This window comes from Enterobacter cloacae complex sp. P17RS (genome assembly GCF_014895885.1).
Classification (GTDB): Bacteria; Pseudomonadota; Gammaproteobacteria; order Enterobacterales; family Enterobacteriaceae; genus Enterobacter; species Enterobacter bugandensis.
In genome coordinates this window covers 103,887-127,423 of the sequence record NZ_JADBQK010000010.1, presented here as the reverse complement: position 1 = coordinate 127,423, position 23,537 = coordinate 103,887, and the positions used below count along the sequence as shown (strand labels likewise).

Sequence of the window (23,537 nt, the reverse complement as noted above, 5' to 3'; positions counted from 1 at the left end):
TTTTTTACATCAGGCCAGCGCCTTAGCAATCTTCTCGTACAGATCGCCAGACAGATTTTCCAGCCCTTTCAGCTGCTCAAGCGCGGCACGCATCTTCGCCTGACGCTGCGCATCATAACGTTTCAGGCGGATCAGCGGCTCAATCAGACGTGATGCAACCTGCGGGTTACGGCTGTTCAGCTCGGTCAGCATTTCCACCATAAACTGGTATCCGCTGCCGTCTTCGGCGTGGAACGCGGCCGGGTTACTGCTGGCAAATGCGCCAATCAGCGAGCGAACGCGGTTCGGGTTGCTCATGGTGAACGAACGGTGCTTCAGCAGGCTGCGAACCTTACTAAGCGCATCGGCCGCCGGGCTGGTCGCCTGCAGAATAAACCACTTGTCCATCACCAGGCCATCCTGGTGCCACTTGTCGTCATACTCCTGCATCAGCGCATCGCGGCACGGCAGTTCAGCGGCAACGCTTGCCGCCAGGGCCGCGAGCGCATCAGTCATGTTATCCGCTTCGTGATACTGCTTGCTCACCAGCGTGTTCGCCAGTTCGGCCTCACCAAACGCAAGATAGCGCAGGCAGGTATTGCGCAGGGTACGCTTGCCGATATCCGCATGCTCCACGCGATACGCGTCAAGCTTGTTAGCGTTGTAGAGCGCCAGGAATTCATCCGCCAGTTCGGTCGCCAGCGTGCGGGTCAGCGCTTCGCGCACCGCCACGATGGCAATCGGGTCGATAATGTCGAACAGCTCCGCAATTTCAGTCGCGGACGGCAGCGTCAGAATTTCAGCCGCCAGCGCCGGGTCAATCTTCTCGTCCAGCAGGATAGCGCGGAACGCGTCTGCCACATGCACCGGCAGCGTCAGCGGCTGGCCCTGCTGGTAGCGGTTCACGTTAAGCTTGATGTAGGTTGCCAGCAGGCTCTGCGCCGCGTCCCAGCGGGAGAAATCGTTGCGGGCGTGACGCATCAGGAACGTCAGCTGCTGGTCGCTCCACTTGTACTCCAGCTTCACCGGCGCGGAGAACTCGCACAGCAGCGCAGGCACCGGCTGGAAGTAGACGTTATCGAAGATAAAGGTCTGCTCTGCCTGGGTCACGTTCAGCACGTGGTGCACCGGGTGGCCGCCCTTCTGTAGCGGGATAACGTTGCCTTCGTTGTCGTACAGCTCAATGCTGAACGGAATGTGCAGCGGATATTTTTCTTCCTGCTCCGCGGTTGGCGGCGTGCGCTGGCTGATGGTCAGAGTGTACTGCTCGGTTTCCGGGTTGTAGTCGTCCTTAACGGTGACAATCGGGGTCCCGGCCTGGCTGTACCAGCGGCGGAAGTGAGAAAGATCAACGTTGGACGCGTCTTCCATCGCCTGCACAAAGTCGTCGCAGGTAGCCGCGCTGCCGTCGTGACGTTCGAAGTAAAGCTGCATCCCTTTCTGGAAATTCTCTTCACCCAGCAGGGTGTGGATCATGCGGATAATTTCAGCGCCCTTCTCGTACACCGTCAGGGTGTAAAAGTTATTCATCTCAATGACTTTATCCGGACGGATCGGGTGCGCCATTGGGCTGGCATCTTCCGCAAACTGCAGGCCGCGCATGGTGCGCACGTTGTTGATGCGGTTGACCGCCCGCGAGCCCAGATCGGAGCTGAACTCCTGATCGCGGAAGACGGTCAGCCCCTCTTTCAGGCTCAGCTGGAACCAGTCGCGGCAGGTGACGCGGTTACCGGTCCAGTTATGGAAATACTCGTGGCCGATAACGCGTTCGATATCGAGGTAGTCTTTATCGGTGGCGGTATCGGTACGCGCCAGCACGTACTTGGAGTTAAAGATGTTAAGGCCTTTATTCTCCATCGCGCCCATGTTGAAGAAGTCGACGGCAACGATCATATAGATGTCGAGATCGTATTCGAGGCCGAAACGCTCTTCATCCCACTTCATGGAGTTAATGAGTGAAGTCATCGCCCACGGCGCGCGATCAAGGTTGCCGCGGTCAACGAACAGCTCCAGCGCCACTTCGCGGCCAGAGCGGGTTTTGAAGGTATCGCGCAGCACGTCGAAATCACCCGCCACCAGCGCAAACAGGTAGCACGGTTTCGGGAACGGATCCTGCCACTGCACCCAGTGACGGCCATTTTCCAGCTCGCCCTCACCCACGCGGTTACCGTTGGAGAGCAGGAACGGATAGAGGGTTTTATCGGCAATGATTTTGGTGGTAAAGCGCGCCAGCACGTCCGGGCGGTCCAGGTACCAGGTAATGTGGCGGAAACCTTCGGCTTCACACTGGGTACACAGGGCCACGCCTGACTGGTAGAGCCCTTCCAGCGCCGTGTTGGCGGCAGGGCTGATTTCATTCACGATGCGCAGCGTAAAGCGTTCCGGCAGGTTGTCGATGACCAGCTGGTTGCCTTCTTCTTTATAATCTGACCAGGCTTCATCGTTAATGTGCAGGGAGACCAGCGTCAGGTCTTCGCCATCCAGACGCAGCGGTACGGCAGTCGCGCTGTGGCGCGTCACCTGGCTTACGGCCGTCACAACGGTTTTTGTGGCATCCAGGTCAAAAGTCAGGTCGATATCGCTAATCAGGTATTCCGGCGCACGGTAGTCGTGGCGGTATTTGGCTTGTGGCTGTTGTGTCATAGAAAACCTTATGCATCGTTTGTCGAGTAACGTTTCAATATATTCCTGTTGCGTAAAACGCGCTATGCAGAATGTTCATCTTTTCAGGCTTAAACACCTTTTTCGCTACATTTGTATAACACGGGGCACGAAATGCTCTCGACCATAAAGTGTGCTTATGTTGTGATCGGGGTTCAATAAATCACTAAACAAGGTATACTCCGGAGTTGTTTATTGTACTAAACGCTCCCGTGAGAGGATGCTACAGCGCACCTATGACTCAATTCGCTTCTCCGGTTCTGCATACGTTGCTGGATACCGACGCGTATAAACTGCATATGCAGCAAGCCGTTTTCCACCATTACTATGACGTTCACGTCGCGGCGGAATTCCGCTGCCGTGGTGACGACTTGCTCGGTATCTACGCAGACTCCATTCGTGAACAGGTCGATGCGATGCAGCATCTGGCGCTCACCGATGACGAATATCAGTGGCTTTCTGGCCTGCCTTTCTTTAAAGCAGACTATCTGAACTGGCTGCGCGACTTCCGCTATAAGCCTGAACAGGTCACCGTGACCAACGAAAACGGCAAGCTGGATATTCGTCTTGAAGGTCCGTGGCGGGAAGTGATCATGTGGGAAGTGCCGCTTCTGGCCGTCATCAGCGAGCTGGCTCACCGCTACCGTTCGCCTGAAACGGGCGTCGAACAGGCGGTCGCCTCGCTGGAGAACAAACTTGAGGCATTCTCAACGCTGACCGAAGGGCTGGATATGTCCCGCTTCCGCCTGATGGATTTCGGCACCCGTCGCCGCTTCTCTCGCGAGGTTCAGCAAGCTATCGTTGAACGTCTGCAGCAGGAGCCGTGGTTCGTGGGTACCAGCAACTACGATTTGGCGCGTCGCCTCAACCTGACGCCAATGGGCACTCAGGCGCACGAGTGGTTCCAGGCGCATCAGCAAATTAGCCCGGACCTGGCTAACAGCCAGCGTGCGGCGCTGGCTGCGTGGCTTGAAGAGTACCCGAATCAACTCGGGATCGCCCTGACCGACTGTATTACGATGGATGCCTTCCTGCGCGACTTTGGTCCCGAGTTCGCTGAGCGTTACCAGGGGTTACGCCACGACTCAGGGGATCCGGTTGAATGGGGCGAAAAGGCGATTGCTCATTACCAAAAACTCGGCATTGACCCGATGAGCAAGGTACTGGTCTTCTCCGATAATCTCGACCTGGCAAAAGCCGTCGAACTGTATCGTCATTTCAATGCCAGAATTAATCTGGGCTTCGGGATCGGTACCCGGTTGACCTGCGACATTCCTCAGGTAAAACCTCTGAATATCGTGATAAAGCTGGTGGAATGTAACGGCAAGCCGGTGGCAAAGCTCTCCGACAGTCCGGGTAAAACCATCTGCCATGACAAAGCGTTTGTTCGCGCATTGCGTAAAGCGTTCGATCTCCCCCAGATCAAAAAAGCCAGTTAAGCGCTTACGGGAGCCTTCAGGGCTCCCTTCCCTTATTTATTTCTCAATTCTTCTCTTTTGACTGCGAAATTTACTTGTCTGATAGCGGTTGGCAGGTAACATAGATATCCCCCCGTCTTGGGGTGGACAAGTGTTTATTTTTTCCGACTATTAACAGAGAGAATATTATGAGCGTTGTGCCTGTAGCCGACGTACTCCAGGGCCGTGTCGCCGTTGACCAGGAGGTCACCGTGCGCGGATGGGTGCGTACTCGCCGAGATTCTAAAGCTGGCATCTCCTTCCTTGCCGTCTATGACGGTTCCTGCTTTGATCCTGTACAGGCCGTCATTAATAATTCTCTGCCCAATTACAATGATGACGTTCTGCGCCTGACGACGGGTTGTTCCGTTATCGTCACCGGTGTGGTTGTGGCATCCCCGGGCCAGGGCCAGAGTTTCGAGATCCAGGCCTCTGCCATTGAAGTGACTGGCTGGGTTGAAGATCCGGACACCTACCCGATGGCGGCAAAACGTCACAGCATTGAATACCTGCGTGAAGTCGCGCACCTGCGTCCGCGTACCAACCTGATTGGTGCGGTGGCTCGCGTGCGCCATACGCTGGCCCAGGCGCTGCATCGCTTCTTCGATGAGCAGGGTTATTTCTGGGTGTCTACCCCGCTGATCACCGCGTCCGATACGGAAGGCGCAGGCGAAATGTTCCGCGTCTCGACGCTGGACATGGAAAACCTGCCGCGCACGCCGGAAGGTAAAGTCGACTACGACAAAGACTTCTTTGGTAAAGAAGCCTTCCTGACGGTATCCGGCCAGCTCAACGGCGAAACCTACGCCTGTGCGCTGTCTAAGATCTATACCTTCGGCCCAACCTTCCGCGCCGAAAACTCCAACACCAGCCGCCACCTGGCGGAGTTCTGGATGCTGGAGCCGGAAGTGGCGTTTGCCGATCTGAATGACGTTGCAGGTCTCGCAGAAGCGATGCTGAAGTACGTCTTCAAAGCGGTGCTGGAAGAGCGTCCTGACGACATGAAGTTCTTCGCCGAACGCGTAGACAGCGATGCTGTAGCGCGTCTGGAGCGTTTCGTCTCTGCCGACTTTGCGCAGGTGGACTACACCGATGCGGTGGCGATCCTTGAGAAATGCGGTGAGAAGTTTGAGAACCCGGTTTACTGGGGCGTCGATCTGGCGTCTGAGCACGAACGCTATCTCGCCGAGAAACATTTCAAAGCGCCGGTTGTCGTTAAAAACTACCCGAAAGACATTAAGGCCTTCTATATGCGCCTTAACGAAGACGGGAAAACCGTGGCAGCGATGGACGTACTGGCGCCGGGCATCGGTGAAATCATTGGTGGTTCTCAGCGTGAAGAACGTCTGGACGTGCTTGACGCGCGCATGGCAGAGATGGGGCTCAACCCTGCGGACTACAGCTGGTATCGCGATCTGCGCCGTTATGGCACCGTTCCGCACGCTGGGTTCGGTCTGGGCTTCGAGCGTCTGATCGCCTACGTTACCGGCGTTCAGAACGTGCGTGACGTAATTCCGTTCCCGCGTACACCACGCAACGCCAGCTTCTAAGCAACGCAACAGACAATGGCCAGCATTTGCTGGCCATTATTTTATTCTGCCCTGTCAGTTTTTGTCAGCGTAAAGTCAGCGTTTTTAAACCACTACCCCGTCACAACCGCTACCTGTTACGTTTTGTTTCCGCGAAATATCCAGCCACAAAAAATCAACCTCATTCTTATTGCGATTATTACATTCTGAAGTAATAGCACAAATTTCAACCAATTTTTCAGCCATCCAGAAGTCTTTATTGGGTCATAAGAAAAAACGAGTCGTTTAACATTCGTTTATAGGAATTGCCTTTATCCAAATTAAACATAAGGAATTCATATATATAGGAAACAAACCGATGCTTAATTCGCCAGGGGGTTCTGAAATTTGAGATGGTTCACAAAGTTCCCAAAAATACACATTTAGTTACACATATTTTCTTTCTGTAACTCAATCTTGAGAATTGTAGCACTTTCAGGCTAGCGAAACGCTTCGGTGAATGGAAAGATGCCTGTCAGATACATAAAGACACCAAACTCTCATCAATAGTTCCGGAAATATTTATTGACAGAATTTATTGACGGCAGTGGCGAGTGTCATAAAAAAACCAATGAGGGTAATAAATAATGATGAAGCGCAATATTCTGGCAGTGGTAATCCCTGCCCTGCTGGTAGCCGGTGCAGCTAACGCTGCAGAAATCTATAACAAGAACGGCAACAAACTGGACTTCTACGGTAAAGTTAACGCCGAGCACGATTTCGTGACCTCCGGCGATGACACTAACAATAACGACGCTACCTACGCGCAGATCGGTTTCAAAGGCGAAACTCAGATCAACGACCAGCTGACCGGTTACGGCCAGTGGGAATACCGCTTCATGGCTAACCAGGCTGAGAACACCGCTCAGTCTAACAAAAACCGTCTGGCCTTTGCTGGTCTGAAAGCGGGCGACGCTGGCAGCATCGACTACGGTCGTAACTACGGTATCGTATACGACGTTGAGTCATACACCGATATGGCGCCGTCCTTCTCCGGTATGACCTGGGGCGGTAACTACGTTGATAACTTTATGACCAGCCGCAGCACCGGCCTGCTGACCTACCGTAACAGCGATTTCTTCGGTCTGGTTGACGGTCTGAGCCTGGGCGTACAGTACCAGGGTAAAAATGACCGTGCTGACGTTAAAACCTCTAACGGCGACGGCGTAGGTTACTCTCTGGGTTACGACTTCGGCGAAGGCTTCGGTGCAATCGCATCTTACAGCAACGCTAACCGTACTCTGAACCAGAAAGCTGATGGCCAGGGTGATAAAGCTGAAGCATGGGGCGTGGGTCTGAAATACGACGCTAACAACCTCTACCTGGCAACTACCTATGCAGAAACCCGTAACACCACCCGTACCGGTTCTAGCGGTGATGCAGGTTTTGCTAACAAAACTCAGAACTTCGAAGTGGTTGCTCAGTACCAGTTCGACTTCGGCCTGCGTCCAGCAATCTCCTACGTGCAGACCAAAGGTAAAGACCTGGCTGCCGTCGGCGGCTTCAGCGGTGGCGATGCAGACCTGGCTAAATTCATCCAGGTTGGTACCACTTACTACTTCAACAAAAACTTCAACGTGTGGGCTGACTACTACATCAACCTGCTGGATAAAGACACCGACTACGCGAAAGCTGTTGGCGGTCTGAACGGCAACGACGATATGGCTGCTGTGGGTGTAACCTACCAGTTCTAATCAGAACACCACTTTGTTATATGCATAATGAACAGGGCTTCGGCCCTGTTTTTTTATGCCTGACAGAAAATAATGGCGACTTTTGAAAAGCCGCACGCTTTTCGTCGCAAACGGTTGGCATTTTGTAAATCTACCGTTAACCTGATAGCGGATTTCACTTCTGTAATCACAATGGAACTTCGTCATGTTTGAGAACATTACCGCCGCTCCTGCCGACCCTATTCTGGGCCTGGCCGATCTGTTTCGTGCCGACGACCGCCCTGGCAAAATCAACCTGGGTATTGGTGTATATAAAGATGAAACCGGCAAAACTCCGGTACTGACCAGCGTTAAGAAAGCTGAGCAGTATCTGCTGGAAAATGAAACCACCAAAAACTACCTCGGTATTGATGGTATCCCTGAATTTGGTCGCTGCACCCAGGAGCTGCTGTTCGGTAAAGGCAGCGCAATTGTGAGTGACAAACGTGCCCGCACAGCACAGACCCCTGGCGGTACCGGCGCGCTGCGCGTGGCGGCGGATTTCCTTGCGAAAAACACCTCTGTGAAGCGCGTATGGGTGAGCAATCCAAGCTGGCCGAACCACAAGAGCGTCTTTAACTCTGCGGGCCTGGAAGTGCGCGAATATGCTTACTACGATGCGGCAAACCACGCTCTCGACTTTGACGGCCTGCTCTCAAGCCTGAGCGAAGCGCAGGCGGGTGACGTGGTGCTGTTCCACGGCTGCTGCCACAACCCAACCGGTATCGATCCAACGCTTGAGCAGTGGGAACACCTGGCGAAGCTGTCCGTTGAGAAAGGCTGGCTGCCGCTGTTTGACTTTGCTTACCAGGGCTTCGCCCGCGGTTTGGAAGAAGATGCCGAAGGCCTGCGCGCGTTCGCAGCCATGCATCAGGAACTGATCGTTGCCAGTTCCTACTCCAAGAACTTTGGTCTGTACAATGAGCGTGTAGGTGCCTGTACACTGGTTGCGGCTAACGATGAGACCGCCGATCGCGCTTTCAGCCAGATGAAGTCCGTTATCCGCGCTAACTACTCTAACCCGCCGGCACACGGTGCGTCTGTTGTTGCGACCATTCTGAGCAACGATGCGCTGCGCGCGATTTGGGAACAAGAGCTGAACGATATGCGTCAGCGTATCCAGCGCATGCGCCTGCTGTTTGTGAACACCCTGGCTGAGAAAGGCGCTGACCGCGACTTCAGCTTCATCATCAAACAGAACGGTATGTTCTCGTTCAGCGGCCTGACCAAAGAGCAGGTTCTGCGTCTGCGTGAAGAGTTTGGCGTATACGCCGTAGCCTCTGGCCGCGTAAACGTTGCAGGCATGACCCCTGACAACATGGCGCCACTGTGCGAAGCGATTGTCGCCGTCCTGTAATTTGCGCCCACAAAAAAGCCTGCGTTAAGCAGGCTTTTTTTATGCTGGTTACCAGACAGGCATTTCATCCTGAAGGAACGGGTTATGGAGCCGTTCATAGCCCAGCGTCGACATCGGACCGTGTCCAGGGATAAACGTTACGTCATCACCCAGCGGCAATAACTTCTGTTTGATCGACTGAATCAGCTGCCCGTGATCGCCGCGCGGAAAATCGCTGCGTCCTACGCCACCTTTGAAAATCACATCGCCGGAAATCAGCAGACGGGACTGGTCGTCAAAGAAAACGATATGGCCTGGCGTATGCCCAGGACAATGCAACACCTGTAAAGTCACATTCCCTACGTTAACGCGCTCTCCTTCGTTCAGCCAGCGATCGGGCGTCAATGGCAGACACTCATCAAGGCCAAACATGCGGCTTTGGGCGGGTAACCCCTGCAGCCAGAACTCATCTTCTTTTTCCGGGCCAATAATCGGCACACCGTAGTGTTTAGCCAGTTCAGCTGCTGCGCCTACGTGGTCGAGGTGACCATGCGTCAGTAAAATCTGCATCAGCGTCACGCCGCTGTCGGCAACGTCCTGCTTGATTTTCTCAGCGTCACCGCCGGGATCGACAAGCGCGGCCAGTTTGGTTTGCTCGCACCAGATTAATGAACAATTCTGGGAGAACGCGGTAACCGGAATAATACGATAGTTCATACTGCTCCTGTGTTTCGTTATTACCAGTGCCGAACCGGCCCGGTATCAATATGCACAAAGTTGCTACGTGGGTAATATCCTACACCACCCGCGCGCATAGATAACGCGGCTTTGCGAATATTGGCTAACGAAACGCCTTCAATGTGGAAATCCATTGCCTGTCCCTTCGTGTGGTAGCTTTTTTTCGCTACCCCACGGCTATGGGCGCGCAGTTCATTGTTGGTATCAATTGAGCGATAACCAGAAATAAGCTGCACCGGCTTGCTGGTGCCCAGCAGGCCCTGAAGGCGGAAAAGCTGATCAAACAGTCCTGGGTCGATGGCTTTTACTTTATTCGCGCGGAAATCACGGAAAAAATGGTTGAGTCTTGCTAATTCATCCTGAATATAGCCTCTGCCATCGAAAAACTCCGCTTTTAGCGACTCACCGGTGTGAAGATTGCTGAGCGTTAAAACGCGCGGACGAGGTGTCGAGAGGGTGGCAAATGCTGGCGTCGGTAAGATGGCCGCTGCGCCAAGCGCAACACCACCTAACGCCAGCAGCTTGCGGCGATTAGCGTCAAATTTGTCCATGATAATCAGGTCTACAGGTCAAGGAAATCGTAATATGCTTAGCGCACGAAGGGCACCTTAACTGGCAAAACAGGGTACGTCAAGGCGCCCAACCCCAGTGAATACGCGGCTTACAGCGATATTGGCCCCGATTCACCATAACTTACGACAATCATTTTTCCCGAACTACTTCATTTACCTGATTAATTGTTCCGCTTTTGGCAAAATTTGTGCGCCGGATCGCGCGGTGAGATCATAATTGTAAATATCTGTACGGTACTGAGTGCGACCGTCTTCACCCACAAACGCTGTCAGATAATAAAGATTAACCGGAATGTTGTGGCGAATATTCACGTAGCGCGTATCACCCTGCTTCAGGGCGTCAGAAATACGCGTATCGTTCCAGCCCGCATCCTGCAGGAGCATGTTGGCCAACTCCGAAGCTTTATTCACGCGCACGCAGCCTGAACTCAGTGCCCGGGTATCTTTCTGGAACAGATTGTGGTTCGGCGTATCGTGCAAATAGATAGCATCTGAACTTGGCATGTTGAATTTGTAGCGCCCCAGCGAGTTATGCGCTCCGGGAGCCTGCTGGAAGCGGAACGGTAGGTTGGAGGCCGTGATCGTCGACCAGTCGACCATGTAAGGATCGATCGCCTCTTTACTGTTCCAGCCACGCATGACCGTATAGCCGTGACGTTCCAGATAACCCGGATCGTTCCAGACCTTAGGCAGAATGTCCTTACGCGCCAGCGTCGGCGGCACGTTCCACGGCGGGTTAACTACCACGTTATTTAACGCGCTGCTCATCATCGGCGTTTTGCGATCCGGACGCCCGACAATCACGCGCGAGGCCAGCTTCTCGCTACCATCCTGATAATAAACCAGTGAATAGGCCGGGATATTGACCATAATGCCGGTAGACAGCGTGCCCGGCAGCAAACGCAAACGCTGAATATTAAGCGCCAGCACCCCGGCCCGCTGCGCAGGCGATACGTTAAGCCAGTCACGCGTTGAGGGTCCAATAACGCCATCGGCTCCCAGCCCCTGTGCGGCCTGGAACTGTTTAACCGCGGCAACCAGCTCGCGATCGTAAGCCTTGGGCTTATTGCTCAGGGTAGTGGTCTTGTTCTCTTTTACGGGCGCTGACGGGCTGACCACCGCGCTTTGCGGATCGTCGCCCGGCAGGGCAATGTTCGGCCCGCCATCAAGAATACCGGAGCGTTTAAGGATCTCGCGCAGGGCTGGCACATCGCTGCTCCACTGACCCGGACGCAGCGTTGCGGTCCCCCGCATTTGCGGCCATGGACGCGAGTCCCCGACCAGCGCGAGGAGCGACTGGTGCATCGTGGCATACTGTGGATGCGCCGGCGCGAGGCTGGCAATGAAGCGCGGCAGGTCGCCGTTATCCAGCGCTAATTGCCACTGGTTAATCACCGACAGGGCTGGCGTAGCCAGCTTATAGGGTTTATCGCTGTACAGCCAGCGGTTGCCATTGACCGGAATACCCGCCACAAACTGCAGGTAGCCCATCATGGCATCGGAAAGGACCACGTCCCGCGCCTGACCAGTGACGGCAGGATCGGTTAACAGTTCAACCCACTTCGTAAACTGCGGCTGGAATCCCGCAATCGCCACTTCCGCCAGCTGTTGCTGGAAGGCGCGCACGGCTTCACGATTTTCCCACATGGGTTTCATATCGCGGGCAGCATAAAGCAGCGTGAGCTGATTGATATAGGCAGGCGTGTAGCCTGAAGGCAGGCCTGTCTGGAGCTGCTGGCTGAGCGATTCAACGTCGATGCCTTCCGGCAGCGGCTTAATCCCGGCCATGATGGCCGTTGCCGTAGACTGTTCCAGCGGCTGAGACAATGACGTCGGCTGCGCGCCTGTCGTTGCGGTGCTGTCAGTCGGCACAATTTCAGGCTCGTCGGCCTGGGCGGTTAACAGTGGAGCAAACATCACTGCCAGACATAAACTCAGCGCTGACAGCTGACGACCACATTCTTTCTTTAGCAACATCCCTTGCCCCCTGTTTTCACGACATGCCCATCACGGTGGGGCTTTATTTTATTATAGGTAGACGACAACTCTGTTGCCTTACCTTATGTAAAGAAGTTTAAAGATAACGTAGCCCTGAACACAAGTTAAGAGAATAAAAAAAGCGGCGCTTCTGCGCCGCTCTTTGTAACAAAACGCCTCAGGAAGCGTCTGCCGTGGTTTCCGGCAATGATTCCGGCGGCTGCGGCGCAAAGCCACGCAGCCCTACAACGTGCACGTGTTCGCTGTTCTGGAACACTTTACGCACCAGCTTATAGGTGGTGCCTTTTTCAGGGCTGATGTTTTCCGGTGCCGCAATGATGAGCTGCATATCGAGACGTTCGCAAAGCTCAAACAGCGTGGCAATCGAGCGGGCATCAAGACGCGCCGCTTCATCGAGGAACAGCAGTCGGCATGGGGAGATGTCTTTCCCGCGCAGGCGGCGCGCTTCATCTTCCCAGCTCTGCACCACCATCACCAGAATCGACATCCCGGTACCAATCGCTTCACCGGTCGACAGCGCTCCGGATTCCGCACGCAGCCAGCCGTCTGAACCACGGTTTACCTCAACTTCCATTTCCAGGTAGTTACGATAGTCCAGCAGCTCTTCACCGATGGTTTGCGGCGTACGCTGGCCCATATCAATCTGCGGATTCAGGCGCTGATACAGCTTCGCCAGCGCTTCGGAGAAGGTCAGACGGTTGCTGTTGAACAGATCCTGATGCTGCTCGTGCTGCTCAGAGAGCACTTCCAGCAGCGTCGCGTGGGCTTCACGTACGTTGACGTTAAGACGCACGCTGTTGACCTGACCAAACGAGACGCTCTGCAGCCCCTGGTTCAGCTGGCGGATACGGTTCTGCTCGCGCTGAATGGTTTTGCGAATGATATTCGCCACGCTGCGGGAGCTGATCGCCAGCTTCTGCTCGCGGGAGGTCAGCTCTTCCGTCAGGCGGCCCAGCTCGATTTCCATCTGTTCGATGGCTTCGACCGGATCGTCGGTACGGATAATGTCCTGACGAATACGCTCGCGCAGGTGCTGATAAACCGCAACGAAGAACTGAATTTTACGTTCAGGACGTTTCGGATCCTCTGACATGCGCAGCACATCGCGCAGGTGTTCGTTATCCGCCACCGCCAGACGCAGCGCACCCAGCGCCTTATCCGACATCGAACGCAGCTCATCGGCAGAAAGGTATGCCAGCTCGCGACGGTGCAGGCGACGTTCAACGTTGTTGTCTTTCACCATCCGCATCACGGCGCACCAGCCCGCTTTCGCCGTCACGACCTGCTCGCGCATTTCATGATAGTCGCGCTCCAGCTTGCGCAGGCGGCGGGTCAGGTTATCCATTTCCGCTTCGCAGAAGGTGAGCGCTTTTTCCAGCTGATTACGACGCGCGCGGTTATTGCTGAGCTGGCTATGCAGCTCATCACGACGAATGCGCGCGCGCTCTTCCGCCCCGCTGTCGGCACGAACGCCAATGTCCTGCAGCTCTTTCTGCAGGTCGTTTAACAGCTCTTTCTTGGTGTCGAAGGAGCTTTTCAGCGAAGCCAGTACCTGGTTGTACTGGTTCAGCTGAGCGGAGTGGCTGCGCATCGCTTCGCGAGCGCGGGTACGTTCCGCTTCCGCCTGCTCAAGGCGCTGGCGCAGTTTTTCATTCAGGTCGCTGTTACCGCTCAGCATTTCAGCCGAATCGGAGTAGCCGAAGTGCGCACGACGCTGCACCACTTCCGTCAGGGCAAACGCCTGCTGACGCGCTTCGCGCTGCACCTGCTGCGACCAGGCATAATCTTCTTTTAACTGCTCGAACTGTTCCGGGTCGCTCTGCAGTACAGACACGACGGGCTCCAGCTTCGCCAGCTGGTTGCCGTGCTGCTGCACGAAGCGCGCGGCTTCCTGGGCTTCATCCAGACGTTCCTGGATCTCATCCACGCGGTCGGCCAGCGTGTCATCAGCCAGCAGGTTCAGGCGCGGCAGAATGCGGTTAAGGGCAGCGACGCCCTCTTTCGCCTGTTCGAACTGGACGCGGCTCTGCTGGTTGTCACTTTCATGACTGGCAATCGCGCGCTCCAGCTCGCCACGGCGGGTGTTGAGCTTGCGGATTTCCGCTTCCGGGTCGGCTTCAAACGCCACGCCCAGATGGCTGCCGATAAAGCGGCTGAACGCCTGGTGCAGACGCTGGGTTTTCTGTACGTCAAACGACAGAGTAGCAAAGCGTTCAGACAGCGTTTCACGCTCGGCGTGGAGGCTTTCGATGCGGCTTTCGCGCGCGGCGCGGCCAAACAGCGGCAGTTCCGGGAAGCGGGAGTAACGCCACTGGCGATCGGCGATTTTCACCACCACCGCTTTTTCCAGCTCGTCAACGCTGAAAACGCTGTCATCGAACGACTGCGGATCCCCTTCGATCAGGTAGAGATCTTCCGGGCAATCTTCCAGCCCTGCGAGCTGCTCAGAAATCAGCGACAGATCCGGCACCACAATTGCGTTGCGGGATGGACCGTACAGCGCGGAGAAGTACGGCGCATCGTCCAGGCCAACGTCATCGTAAATCTCAGACAGCAGTACGCCGCCAAAACGCTCGGCTAACGTGTTCAGACGCGGATCTTCTGACCCGCCCGGCTGGCTTAAGCGCTCGATTTCTTCATCGACGTCACGCTTGCGGGCACCCACTTCGTCACGTTCAACAATGGCTTCGCGCTCGCGCTCCAGCAGCTGTTGCAGGTATTCGGTCACCTGCTGGCTGGATTCGAACTGCTCGCCACATTGTTCGCTGAGCTGGTTCAGGCTGCTTTGCGCTGCCAGCCAGACCGGCGCACGCTGCAGGAGCGCCTTCGAACGGGACTGAAGCTGCTCCAGCTCCTGACGCAGCGTCATACGCTGTTCGCTGGCATTTGATACGGTATCGGACAGGGCCGCAATACGCGCTTCCAGCTCCTGATGCAGGGCCTCAAGCTCGTCGAAATCGTAATGTTTACCCTGACGCTTGCAGAACTCAGCCAGCAGACGTTCGGCTTCCTGCTGCTCGCGCAGGCGCTGTTCCAGCTCGTTCAGGCGCATACGCAGCGGCTGCACCTGCTCGGCCAGATGGCGCTGGTTGACGCCGTCGCGCAGCAGTTCACGGGCAACGTCCCAGGCTTCGCTACGCGCCAGCGGGCCGTTAATGGCAACTACCAGCTGATAAGCCTGCTCAAACTGGCTGTGCGCCGTTTGCGCGACGCTCATTTTCTGTTCAAGCGAGAGCAGTTTCTCGGTGGCTTCCTGCTCTTTGGCCTGGAAGGTGTCCAGCCACTCGTCGGCACTTTCCGGCGTCAGATCCGGCAGATGACACAGCTCTTTCGCACGCTGTAGCGCCTGCAGCGCCTGGTTGTACTGAATCGCACGCGTCTGCTGCACGTCCAGCGCCTGCTGGTAGTCCGCAAGCTGGCTTTTCAGCTCGTCCACTTCCAGCTCGGCGGCTTCGGCGCGGGCTTCGTTCTCTTCCTGCATCTCGGCGGCTTCGGCCACCACTTCATTCTGCTCTTCGAGACGAATTTGCAGCTCATCGAGGTCCGCTTCGTAGCGCTCGATCTTTTCCTGCTGACGCAGCGCGGTCTGCACCAGGTTCAGGTGATCGCTGGCGGCCTGGTAGTCGGCTTCCAGGTCGCCCTCGGCACCGTTGTGCTCACCCAGCTCGCGCGCCATTTCGACGTGCTTGTACTGCTCGGCCACCAGCTGTTTACGGGAGGTAAACAGCTCGCGGCGATATTCTAATGCCTGATCGAGATGGACGCGGCGCTCGTTGGCGTGGCGCATGTAGTCCGCCGCCACGTAGTTGGTCGCTTCGCTGATCAGATGTTTAAACAGGTCGCGGTCAGACTGGGTAACGCGAATCGCTTCCAGCGTCATGCGGTTTTCACGCAGTGCCGCCTCCATGTCCTGGAAGGCCTTACGCACGCCGCTGTTTTCCGGCAGCAGGTAGTCACGCAGGGAACGGGTAATGGCGCTGGAGATACCGCCGTACAGGGACGCTTCGATCAGACGGTAGTATTTACTACGGTCTGAAGCGGTGCGCAGACGGCGCGCCACCACGCCCAGATCGAACATCAGGGAGTGGTAGTCGGTAATGGAGTTGAACTGCTTAAACTGCACCCCTTCGATGGCTTCAAGCTTGTCCTTCAGCTCCTGCAGCGTCAGGACGCGCGCCTGGCGTTCATTCAGCGTTTCCGTCAGCAGCGCGGTCGGCTGTACGGAGGTTGGCAGTCCCTGAATGGCGAACGGTTTGATATCCACTTTACGGTCGCGGCCGGCAACCTGTTGCAGACGTACGCCCACCACTACGCGCTGGTGACGGGAGTTGATGACGTCCAGCACGGAATAACAGACGCCCGCTTTCAGCTTACCGTGCAGGCCTTTATCGCGGGAGCCGCTTGTCGCGCCCGCTTCGGTGGTGTTACGGAAGTGAAGCAGCGTCAGGTCGGGGATCAGCGCCGTTACAAACGCCGCCATGGTGGTGGATTTACCTGCCCCGTTACCACCGGAGAGCGTCGTGACCAGCTCATCCAGATCGAAGGTTCGGGCAAAGAAGCCGTTCCAGTTAATCAGCGTCAGTGAGCGAAATTTACCGCGTTCAATCATTACTCTTCCTCCCCGCTATCCGGCAGATTCTCTTCATGCTCATCATTGAGCTGCAAATGGTTTTCCACCGGCATCGCTTCACCGTCGCGGATCATGCGAAGCTGCGCTTCACGCGCGTCATCGCCCGCACGCACGTCGGCGCCGAAGCGGAAGACCGATTCCGTGATGCGGAATTTGCTGCTGTCGTGGCCCATAAACCAGACCATCCCCAGACGGCGCAGACGGTTCAGGGAAGAGCGAACCTTTTCCTGTAATTTCTGACGGTCTAGATCCGACCCCGTCGAACGGTTATTCACCAGCTTAAGCAGCTTGCTCTCATCCGCCAGCGTCAGCAGTTCATCGTACAGCTCCTGCTGGGTGAAGATGCCTTCATTTGCCAGGCGTTCCGGGCTGAGGTAGAGATAGCAAAGAATTTTGCCAACCATCATGTCCAGCTCGGAGAGCACGGAGCGCGGGATCAGGGTCGTGGAACGCGGGCGCAGATAGAAAAAGCCTTCCGGCGCGCGGATAAGCTCCACGTTATAGCGGGCGTAAAACTCTTCCAGGTACTCCTGGAAGTCCATCAAAAAGGCGTGATTATCCAGCTCGTCCAGGCCAATGTGACGACCGGCACGCAGCTGGCTGTCCAGCGCCGGAAATAACGGATTCGCCAGCGCCTGTGCCAGCTTAACTGGCATCACTTGTTCAATATTTGTCAATGACATGCGCCTGTACCTTGGCTCCGTAATCGTTAATTGGCTGCCACTTCGGCGGCAGTCCGGTGAAGTCTGCTTGCGCAATACCCAGGCGCACCGCCTGGTCTACCACAATGCGGGCAACGTCGAAGTGGCGCGCGCGCGGATATTGCGCCAGATAGTCGCGCACCACGAGCCCAAGATCCAGCGGCGCTTGTCTGGTTTTGTAGACGGCGAGCTGTTCTTCGATCATCGCCGCAAGTTGCTCACGAATTTCGTTGAATTCTTCGTACTCCAGATCCGGCGGCAGTTCACCGGTGACCTCTTCATCGCGCAGCGCCATCTCTTCGTCGCGCATATCCAACAGACGATCGGCATTGGCATAGGTCAGCGCCCACGGTGCATCAAAGTAGGTCTGTACCGACTGACGAAGACGCTGAGCAAAGACGCGGTTTTTATCCATATCAATCGCGGTACGGATAAATTTATGCACGTGGCGGTCATAGCCGATCCACAGATCGATCGACTGCTGGCCCCAGCTGATAATGCGGTCAAGTTTGCTCTGCAGATCAAACACCAGACGGTCGATAAAATGCAGATCGTCGTGCGCCAGGGTCGCATCCTGGATGCGAAGCAGGTTGGCCTGCAGCTTGTCCCCTGCTGCCTCCAGCGTATCCTGCAGCTCACGCAGCGTACCGGAGGTTTCTGACAATAAAAGTTCACAGCTGGAGATGGCGGCACGCCAGTCTTTGTTCAGCAGCTGCGCGATATCATCTTTCACCTGCTGCTGCTGCTCGTCCATCAGACGCTGAGTGAGATCAATACTGTCGAAAATCTCGGCCACCGAGTATTTCAGCGGCGCGTAAACGTTGCGGTGCCAGTGGAATTCGTCACCGTTTTCATCGGCCGCGTCGGCGGCACGTTTAAGCTCACCCGCCACGATCGAGAGCTGCATGGAGAGACGCAGCGTGGAAAATTCGCGCTGGCGAATGTAGTAGTCGGTGATGCCGATGCCCAGCGGGGTCAGGCGATAGATGGCGTTTCCTTCCGCCTGCTCGCTGGTAAAGCGGTTCAGCAGACGTTGACGCACCATATCGTTGATTGCGTTATTGGCACGCACGCTAATGGTTTCGCTGGTTTGCTCAAACGCATCACTGACGTGGCGGAACGCATCCACCAGTTCACCCTCGCTCATTTCACCATCCAGCCGTTCGCCGTTCAGCGTGGCAACCGCCAGCAGGAAAGAGAGTCTGTCTACCGGCAGCGAGATGGAGAAATCGTTTTTCCTGGCCCAGGCAACCAGTTCGGGGACTGTCTGGGAAAATTCACTCATAGGTTATCCTTGCATCTGCGGCTTGTGCGCGGTGACGTGAATATAGCGGCCAAGGCTGACGAACGGCTCCTGGCGGCAATACCGCGTTTCTAATTCTGTTAAGGTGTCAAAACAGTCACGCTGTTTGTGTTTTTCACGCAGATAATCATGAAACACCCTGACGCCCGTCTTCCCGACGATCTGCCAGCCAATCTCTTCCAGCCAGCCGTAAACCTGCTGCGGATCGCGCGGATAGTCCGGGGAAAGCGTGCGTTTTTTCTTTTTCGGCATCCCGACCTGAACATAGTCGAAGTTCCCTGCCACCATGTTGTGCATCAGGAAGCCGTTAGCATTGTAGAACATCAGCGACAGCGTACCGCCCGGACGTAACATTGACCACAGGGTTTGTAACACGCTTTGCGGATCGGCAACCCACTCCAGCACCGCATGAAACAATATCAGATCAACCTGGGTTTCCAAATGCTGCGCGATGTCCTGAGCGGCGCATTGTATAAAATGCATGTTGTCGCTCACACCTTTCTCTTCTGCCGCACGCGTCGCGCGGGCGACCATTTCAGCAGAAAGATCGCAAAGCGTGACGTGATGACCGCGTTCAGCCATTTTTATCGCCGTCTGCCCTTCACCGCCTCCGGCGTCCAGCACGCGCAATGTTTGACCACCGAACGTCGCCAGAATAGTGTCCAGATCCTGCCAGAGGATCGTCTGACGGAGCTGCCCTTTCGTGGTGCCATAAATGTTGCGCGAAAACTTTTCCGCGATGTCATCAAAATTGCGATCCCGCATTGGGAGAGTTCCACTCGCTAACTGCAAAACCGCTATTTTGTCACACCCGCGCGGAGAATGAACCTCTCTGGTGTAATATCACCGGTAATCATCTGCTGTATGGTCAAAAAAGGAACCAAAAAGGATGCTTTTTACCCTTAAGAAATATGTTGGAGGGATGATGCTTCCCCTTCCGCTGCTGCTTATCATCATCGCGCTGGGGCTGGCGCTGGTGTGGTTTAGTCGCTTTCAGAAGAGTGGCAAAACGCTTATTACGTTCGGCTGGCTGGTCCTGCTGCTGCTGAGCCTGCAGCCAGTGGCGGATGGACTGCTGCGCCCCATCGAAAACAGGTACCCTACGTGGCAGGGAAACCAGAAAGTTGATTACATCGTTGTGCTGGGCGGCGGGTATACCTGGGACCCTGACTGGGCCCCCAGTTCGAACCTGATCAACAACAGCCTGCCACGGCTAAACGAAGGTATTCGCCTGTGGCTGGCGAATCCGGGATCAAAAATGATCTTCACCGGCGCAGCGGCCAAAACCAACCCGGTGAGTACGGCTGAAGCGGGGGCCAGAATCGCGGAATCGCTCGGCGTACCGCGTTCCTCTATCATCACGCTGGACAGCCCAAAGGATACCGAGGAAGAGGCTGCCGCGGTGAAGCAGGCGATTGGCGATGTTCCGTTCTTACTGGTGACCTCCGCCTCGCACCTGCCAAGAGCGATGATTTTCTTCGAGAAGCAAGGTTTGCACCCGCTTCCCGCACCGGCAAACCAGATGGCCATCAGCGCGCCGCTCAACCCATGGGAACGGGTGATCCCCTCTCCGATGTGGTTGATGCATAGCGATCGCGTTGGCTACGAGACGCTCGGACGCCTCTGGCAGTGGCTGAAAGGCTCGTCAGGCGAGCCAGGGCAAGAGTGATTTAGCCGCCAGATCGAAGTTGGCGCGATTGAAACGTCCGGTGTTGACCAGCTGCGCCACTTCGTCCCAGAGCAGATAAAGCCAGCGACGCCAGAGAAACGCCTCTGCAACGGGCGCGCGTTGAAGGTAGTGCCACAGTAAACCTTCCGCCGCCCCGCTGTCGCTGAGCCTGAACAGCTCATATTCCCGCGGTGCCCAGAGCATGATCCCCGGCCCTAGCATCGCCAGGAGCTGATCGCTGCGGGAGTCTTTGAGCATACTGCGCAGAGTAAAATTGCCGTGGATCAGCACGCAGTTGTCGTTAAAGCCGTCGAACAGCGCCGGTAAGCACTCGCGGGTGCGAAACAGAATACGTTTGTCCTGCATGGTCAAACCGGTATTGTTGAACTGGTTAAGCGTCCCCCACAGCACTTCCACCCGCTGGCGATACCACAGCGGCCACAGGTTTTCCTGGGTGCTGTCAACCGGACCAACAAGCCCGCGGCTATCCTGTCGGTGCCAGGCCAGCAGCGCCTCAACAATCTGGTCTTTCAGCTGTTCCCAGCGTTCCGGCGTACGCGCGGGCGCTTCTACCGGCACACCGCGTAAACGCTCAATCAGCAGTACGTCCGGGCCGGGATGTTCCTCGTGGGTCATCACGCCGTACACGGTCGGCATACGGACGGTTCCCTCCCGTGCCAGCATCGACATTTTCCAGGCAAGCTGCCTGGCGACGCCCGGCGACGAGAAGCTTCGTGCCATCAGCGGCATCGGGTTGCCCTGGCCGTCATACAACGACCAGAGCGCGGTATCGACCTTTTCACTCACGCATTCGACCCGGCTTAACTTCTCACCCAGCAGATGGCTAAGTTCGGCACGCAGCTGTTCCATATGAGATTACCCCCATTAAGACTACTGCTTTTATAATGAGCGCACAGCGTGAAGATGTCACCCGGAAGAGATCAATTAGGGTAAAGAAAGGGGAATTTGCGGGGAGAGGACATCCCTCCGAAAGGAGGGATGCAGGCGGGATTAGCGCAACTCGGCGCGGACGCGCTCAAGATCTTCTGGGGTATCAACGCCCGTTCCCGGTACTTCGCGGGCAACGGCAACGTGGATTTTTTCGCCATACCAGAGCACGCGAAGCTGCTCCAGCATTTCGATATGCTCCAGCGGGCTCGGCGCCCAGGCTACATAGCGGCGAATAAAGCCGGCGCGATAGCCGTAGATCCCAATATGACGCAGGAAAGAATCACCGATGGTCTCTTTAGAGAGCGCAAAGCGATCGCGATCCCACGGAATCGTAGCGCGGGAGAAATAAAGCGCATAGCCTTCGGCATCCATCACCACCTTCACCGCATTCGGATTGAATGCCTCTTCAGCATGGTGAATAGGCACCGCGAGCGTCGCCATACCGACCTGACGCTGCGCCAGGTTTTCCGCCACCTGACGGATAATAACGGCCGGGATCATCGGCTCGTCGCCCTGCACGTTTACGATGACCGTATCGTCACTGAAACCACATTTCTCAACCACTTCCGCCAGACGCTCGGTGCCGGACTGGTGATCGGCGCGGGTCATGCACACCTCACCGCCTGCGGCCTCAACCGCACGGGCGACATCAGGATGATCGGTTGCAACGATAATGCGGTCGGCACCGGACTCACGCGCCCGCTCAAGGACATGCACAATCATCGGCTTGCCGTTGATATCTACCAGCGGTTTACCCGGCAGACGCGTTGAGGCATAACGTGCAGGAATAATGACAACAAAACTCATGGTTTGCTCTCTTCTGCCACCAGGGAACGGGCTTCATTTTCCAGCAGTACCGGAATGCCGTCACGCAGCGGGAAGGCCAGACTGTCCAGCTTGCAGATCAGCTCCTGTTTGTCCTGGCTGTAGTAAAGTTTGCCGTTGCATACCGGGCAGGCAATAATTTCAAGTAAACGGTGATCCATAGTTCCTCCGTATGGGTAATCGCTAAAGCTTAACACATTCCCTTTTCAGGGCGTGCCTGTTTCCCAGCCACTTCGACAGGATGTGAATAACCCGTCAGGTACCCGGCCAAGCGTTACGTCGCGAGCCTCCTGCCAGCGCGCGAACTCGCTAATGGCGGACGATAACCCTTTTTCCAGGCTCGCCGTGACCCTGATGCCTTCTTGCAGATAAAGGGCAATGACTTCAAGCGTGCCGGTCTTGCGGTGCATTTTGGCATCCATGCGCCCGACCAGTTGTCCCTTGTGCAGCAGCGGTAAAACAAAGTAGCCGTATTGCCGCTTTGGCGCCGGGGTATAGCATTCCAGCCGGTAGCTGAAGTCAAACAGCTGCTCGGCGCGTTTTCTGTCCCAGACAACCGGGTCGAACGGCGACAATACCGCGCTGTGGGTCGCCTGAAGTTTCCCCTCCAGAGCCTCGGGCAGCAGAGGGACAAGATCCGCATGCAGCCACATTTCTCCCAGCGTTTCCACCATAACGGGAACAACTCGCTGTTCGCGCTGCCACATCTCAAGCAGAGGCTTCAGCGCAGGCTGACGGAGGCGGTAATAGTCTGCCAGCCATTGCGGACGGAAAATGCCCAGGCTGCGGGCGCTGTTCTCCAGCATGATGGCCTCGGCCGCCTCCTGAGTAAGCAGATCCCGCTCGTCGTCCCAGTGAGGCATCACGCGATGCGTCAGATCATAAACGCGCTGAAAATTACGCCGTTCAATGACCATGACTTTGCCTGACGTGAACAACCCTTCAAGATGACGCTTGTGCGGCTTCCACTCCCACCATCCGCCTGCACCTTTGCGCGGATGTTCAAAATCGGCGGATCGAACGGGGCCGTTTTCCTGAATATGGCTGATAAGCTGCTCTATTTCGGCCTCATGTTCCTCCATCCACGCCTGCCGGTATTTCCATCCCATCTTTTCCGGAGCAAGCATACGGTGACGTACCAGGGCGAAATCGCTACGGGGCAGGAAGCAGGCTTCGTGGGCCCAGTACTCCATCAGCTCCCCTTTGGAGAGCGCCTCATCCAGCCACTGCGGAGGATAACTCCCCAGGCGGCTAAACAGCACCAGGTAAGGGCTACGGGCGACAATGTTAATGGTGTCGATTTGGAGCAGCGACATGCGCTGGATGGTAGAGAGGATATCGGCAGGCTGCGCGCGGCGACGGGGCTTTTTGAGCAGCCCCTGCGCGGCAAGGTGTAAATGACGTGCGGCTGAAAGCGAGAGTTGCGGTAAAGACATG

17 protein-coding genes are annotated in these 23,537 nt (G+C 56.0%); 5 read left to right on the top strand and 12 right to left on the bottom strand.

The features are described from left to right. Window positions 1-9: 9 nt before the first annotated feature. The gene (pepN, locus tag IM265_RS10630; RefSeq protein ID WP_028012586.1) at window positions 10-2,622 is read right to left on the bottom strand and encodes an aminopeptidase N; all 2,613 of its coding nucleotides are present in this window, start codon (window positions 2,620-2,622) and stop codon (window positions 10-12) included. A gap of 254 nt (window positions 2,623-2,876) precedes the next feature. On the opposite strand from pepN, the gene pncB reads away from it, so the two are divergent. The 4 genes from pncB (at window position 2,877) to aspC (ending at window position 8,734) form a co-directional block, all read left to right on the top strand. Then, the gene (gene pncB, locus IM265_RS10625; protein ID WP_045630030.1) at window positions 2,877-4,079 is read left to right on the top strand and encodes a nicotinate phosphoribosyltransferase; all 1,203 of its coding nucleotides are present in this window, start codon (window positions 2,877-2,879) and stop codon (window positions 4,077-4,079) included. A 167-nt stretch (window positions 4,080-4,246) separates the two neighbouring features. Next, window positions 4,247-5,647: an asparagine--tRNA ligase gene (asnS, locus tag IM265_RS10620; RefSeq protein WP_028012584.1), complete on the top strand. Its 1,401-nt coding sequence runs from the start codon at window positions 4,247-4,249 to the stop codon at window positions 5,645-5,647. Between the two features lie 605 nt (window positions 5,648-6,252). Continuing rightward, window positions 6,253-7,359 (top strand): porin, encoded by a 1,107-nt coding sequence (locus IM265_RS10615; protein ID WP_041910616.1) that lies wholly within the window; start codon window positions 6,253-6,255, stop codon window positions 7,357-7,359. 184 nt (window positions 7,360-7,543) lie between these two features. After that, window positions 7,544-8,734, top strand: a complete 1,191-nt coding sequence (gene aspC, locus IM265_RS10610) for an aspartate transaminase (RefSeq protein ID WP_193030947.1) — start codon at window positions 7,544-7,546, stop codon at window positions 8,732-8,734. Between the two features lie 48 nt (window positions 8,735-8,782). Here aspC and IM265_RS10605 read toward each other — a convergent pair whose 3' ends face one another. From IM265_RS10605 to cmoM, 7 genes are all read right to left on the bottom strand, one after another. Beyond that, a complete protein-coding gene (locus tag IM265_RS10605) occupies window positions 8,783-9,430 on the bottom strand; it encodes an MBL fold metallo-hydrolase (RefSeq protein ID WP_028012581.1) in 648 nt (215 codons plus the stop codon). Between the two features lie 20 nt (window positions 9,431-9,450). Continuing rightward, a complete protein-coding gene (locus IM265_RS10600) occupies window positions 9,451-10,002 on the bottom strand; it encodes a YcbK family protein (protein WP_028012580.1) in 552 nt (183 codons plus the stop codon). 174 nt (window positions 10,003-10,176) lie between these two features. Next, window positions 10,177-12,000: a L,D-transpeptidase gene (ldtD, locus tag IM265_RS10595; protein WP_063437611.1), complete on the bottom strand. Its 1,824-nt coding sequence runs from the start codon at window positions 11,998-12,000 to the stop codon at window positions 10,177-10,179. Window positions 12,001-12,178: 178 nt separating this feature from the next. Next, window positions 12,179-16,630: a chromosome partition protein MukB gene (gene mukB, locus IM265_RS10590; RefSeq protein WP_126300387.1), complete on the bottom strand. Its 4,452-nt coding sequence runs from the start codon at window positions 16,628-16,630 to the stop codon at window positions 12,179-12,181. Beyond that, a complete protein-coding gene (gene mukE, locus IM265_RS10585; RefSeq protein ID WP_008499954.1) occupies window positions 16,630-17,334 on the bottom strand; it encodes a chromosome partition protein MukE in 705 nt (234 codons plus the stop codon). The genes mukB and mukE overlap by 1 nt, the downstream gene beginning before the upstream one ends. After that, a complete protein-coding gene (gene mukF / locus IM265_RS10580; RefSeq protein WP_041910621.1) occupies window positions 17,315-18,637 on the bottom strand; it encodes a chromosome partition protein MukF in 1,323 nt (440 codons plus the stop codon). Before mukF ends, mukE begins: the two co-directional genes overlap by 20 nt. A 3-nt stretch (window positions 18,638-18,640) precedes the next feature. Further along, window positions 18,641-19,420: a tRNA uridine 5-oxyacetic acid(34) methyltransferase CmoM gene (gene cmoM, locus IM265_RS10575; RefSeq protein ID WP_028012576.1), complete on the bottom strand. Its 780-nt coding sequence runs from the start codon at window positions 19,418-19,420 to the stop codon at window positions 18,641-18,643. A 124-nt stretch (window positions 19,421-19,544) separates the two neighbouring features. Between cmoM and elyC the strand changes: the two genes are divergently transcribed. Further along, the gene (gene elyC / locus IM265_RS10570) at window positions 19,545-20,324 is read left to right on the top strand and encodes an envelope biogenesis factor ElyC (RefSeq protein WP_028012575.1); all 780 of its coding nucleotides are present in this window, start codon (window positions 19,545-19,547) and stop codon (window positions 20,322-20,324) included. Here the strand turns inward: elyC and IM265_RS10565 are convergent. The 4 genes from IM265_RS10565 to IM265_RS10550 all read right to left on the bottom strand — a co-directional run bounded on the left by IM265_RS10565 (window position 20,301) and on the right by IM265_RS10550 (window position 23,536). Beyond that, window positions 20,301-21,194 (bottom strand): YcbJ family phosphotransferase, encoded by an 894-nt coding sequence (locus IM265_RS10565; protein ID WP_028012574.1) that lies wholly within the window; start codon window positions 21,192-21,194, stop codon window positions 20,301-20,303. The two genes, elyC and IM265_RS10565, sit on opposite strands and share 24 nt — an antisense overlap. A 141-nt stretch (window positions 21,195-21,335) precedes the next feature. Beyond that, a complete protein-coding gene (gene kdsB / locus IM265_RS10560) occupies window positions 21,336-22,082 on the bottom strand; it encodes a 3-deoxy-manno-octulosonate cytidylyltransferase (protein ID WP_028012573.1) in 747 nt (248 codons plus the stop codon). Then, on the bottom strand, window positions 22,079-22,261 hold the full coding sequence (gene ycaR, locus IM265_RS10555) for a protein YcaR (protein WP_006174474.1): 183 nt from the start codon (window positions 22,259-22,261) through the stop codon (window positions 22,079-22,081). Before ycaR ends, kdsB begins: the two co-directional genes overlap by 4 nt. Window positions 22,262-22,306: 45 nt before the next feature. After that, complete coding sequence (locus tag IM265_RS10550) at window positions 22,307-23,536, bottom strand: winged helix-turn-helix domain-containing protein (RefSeq protein ID WP_193030945.1); 1,230 nt, start codon at window positions 23,534-23,536, stop codon at window positions 22,307-22,309. Window position 23,537 lies beyond the last annotated feature (1 nt).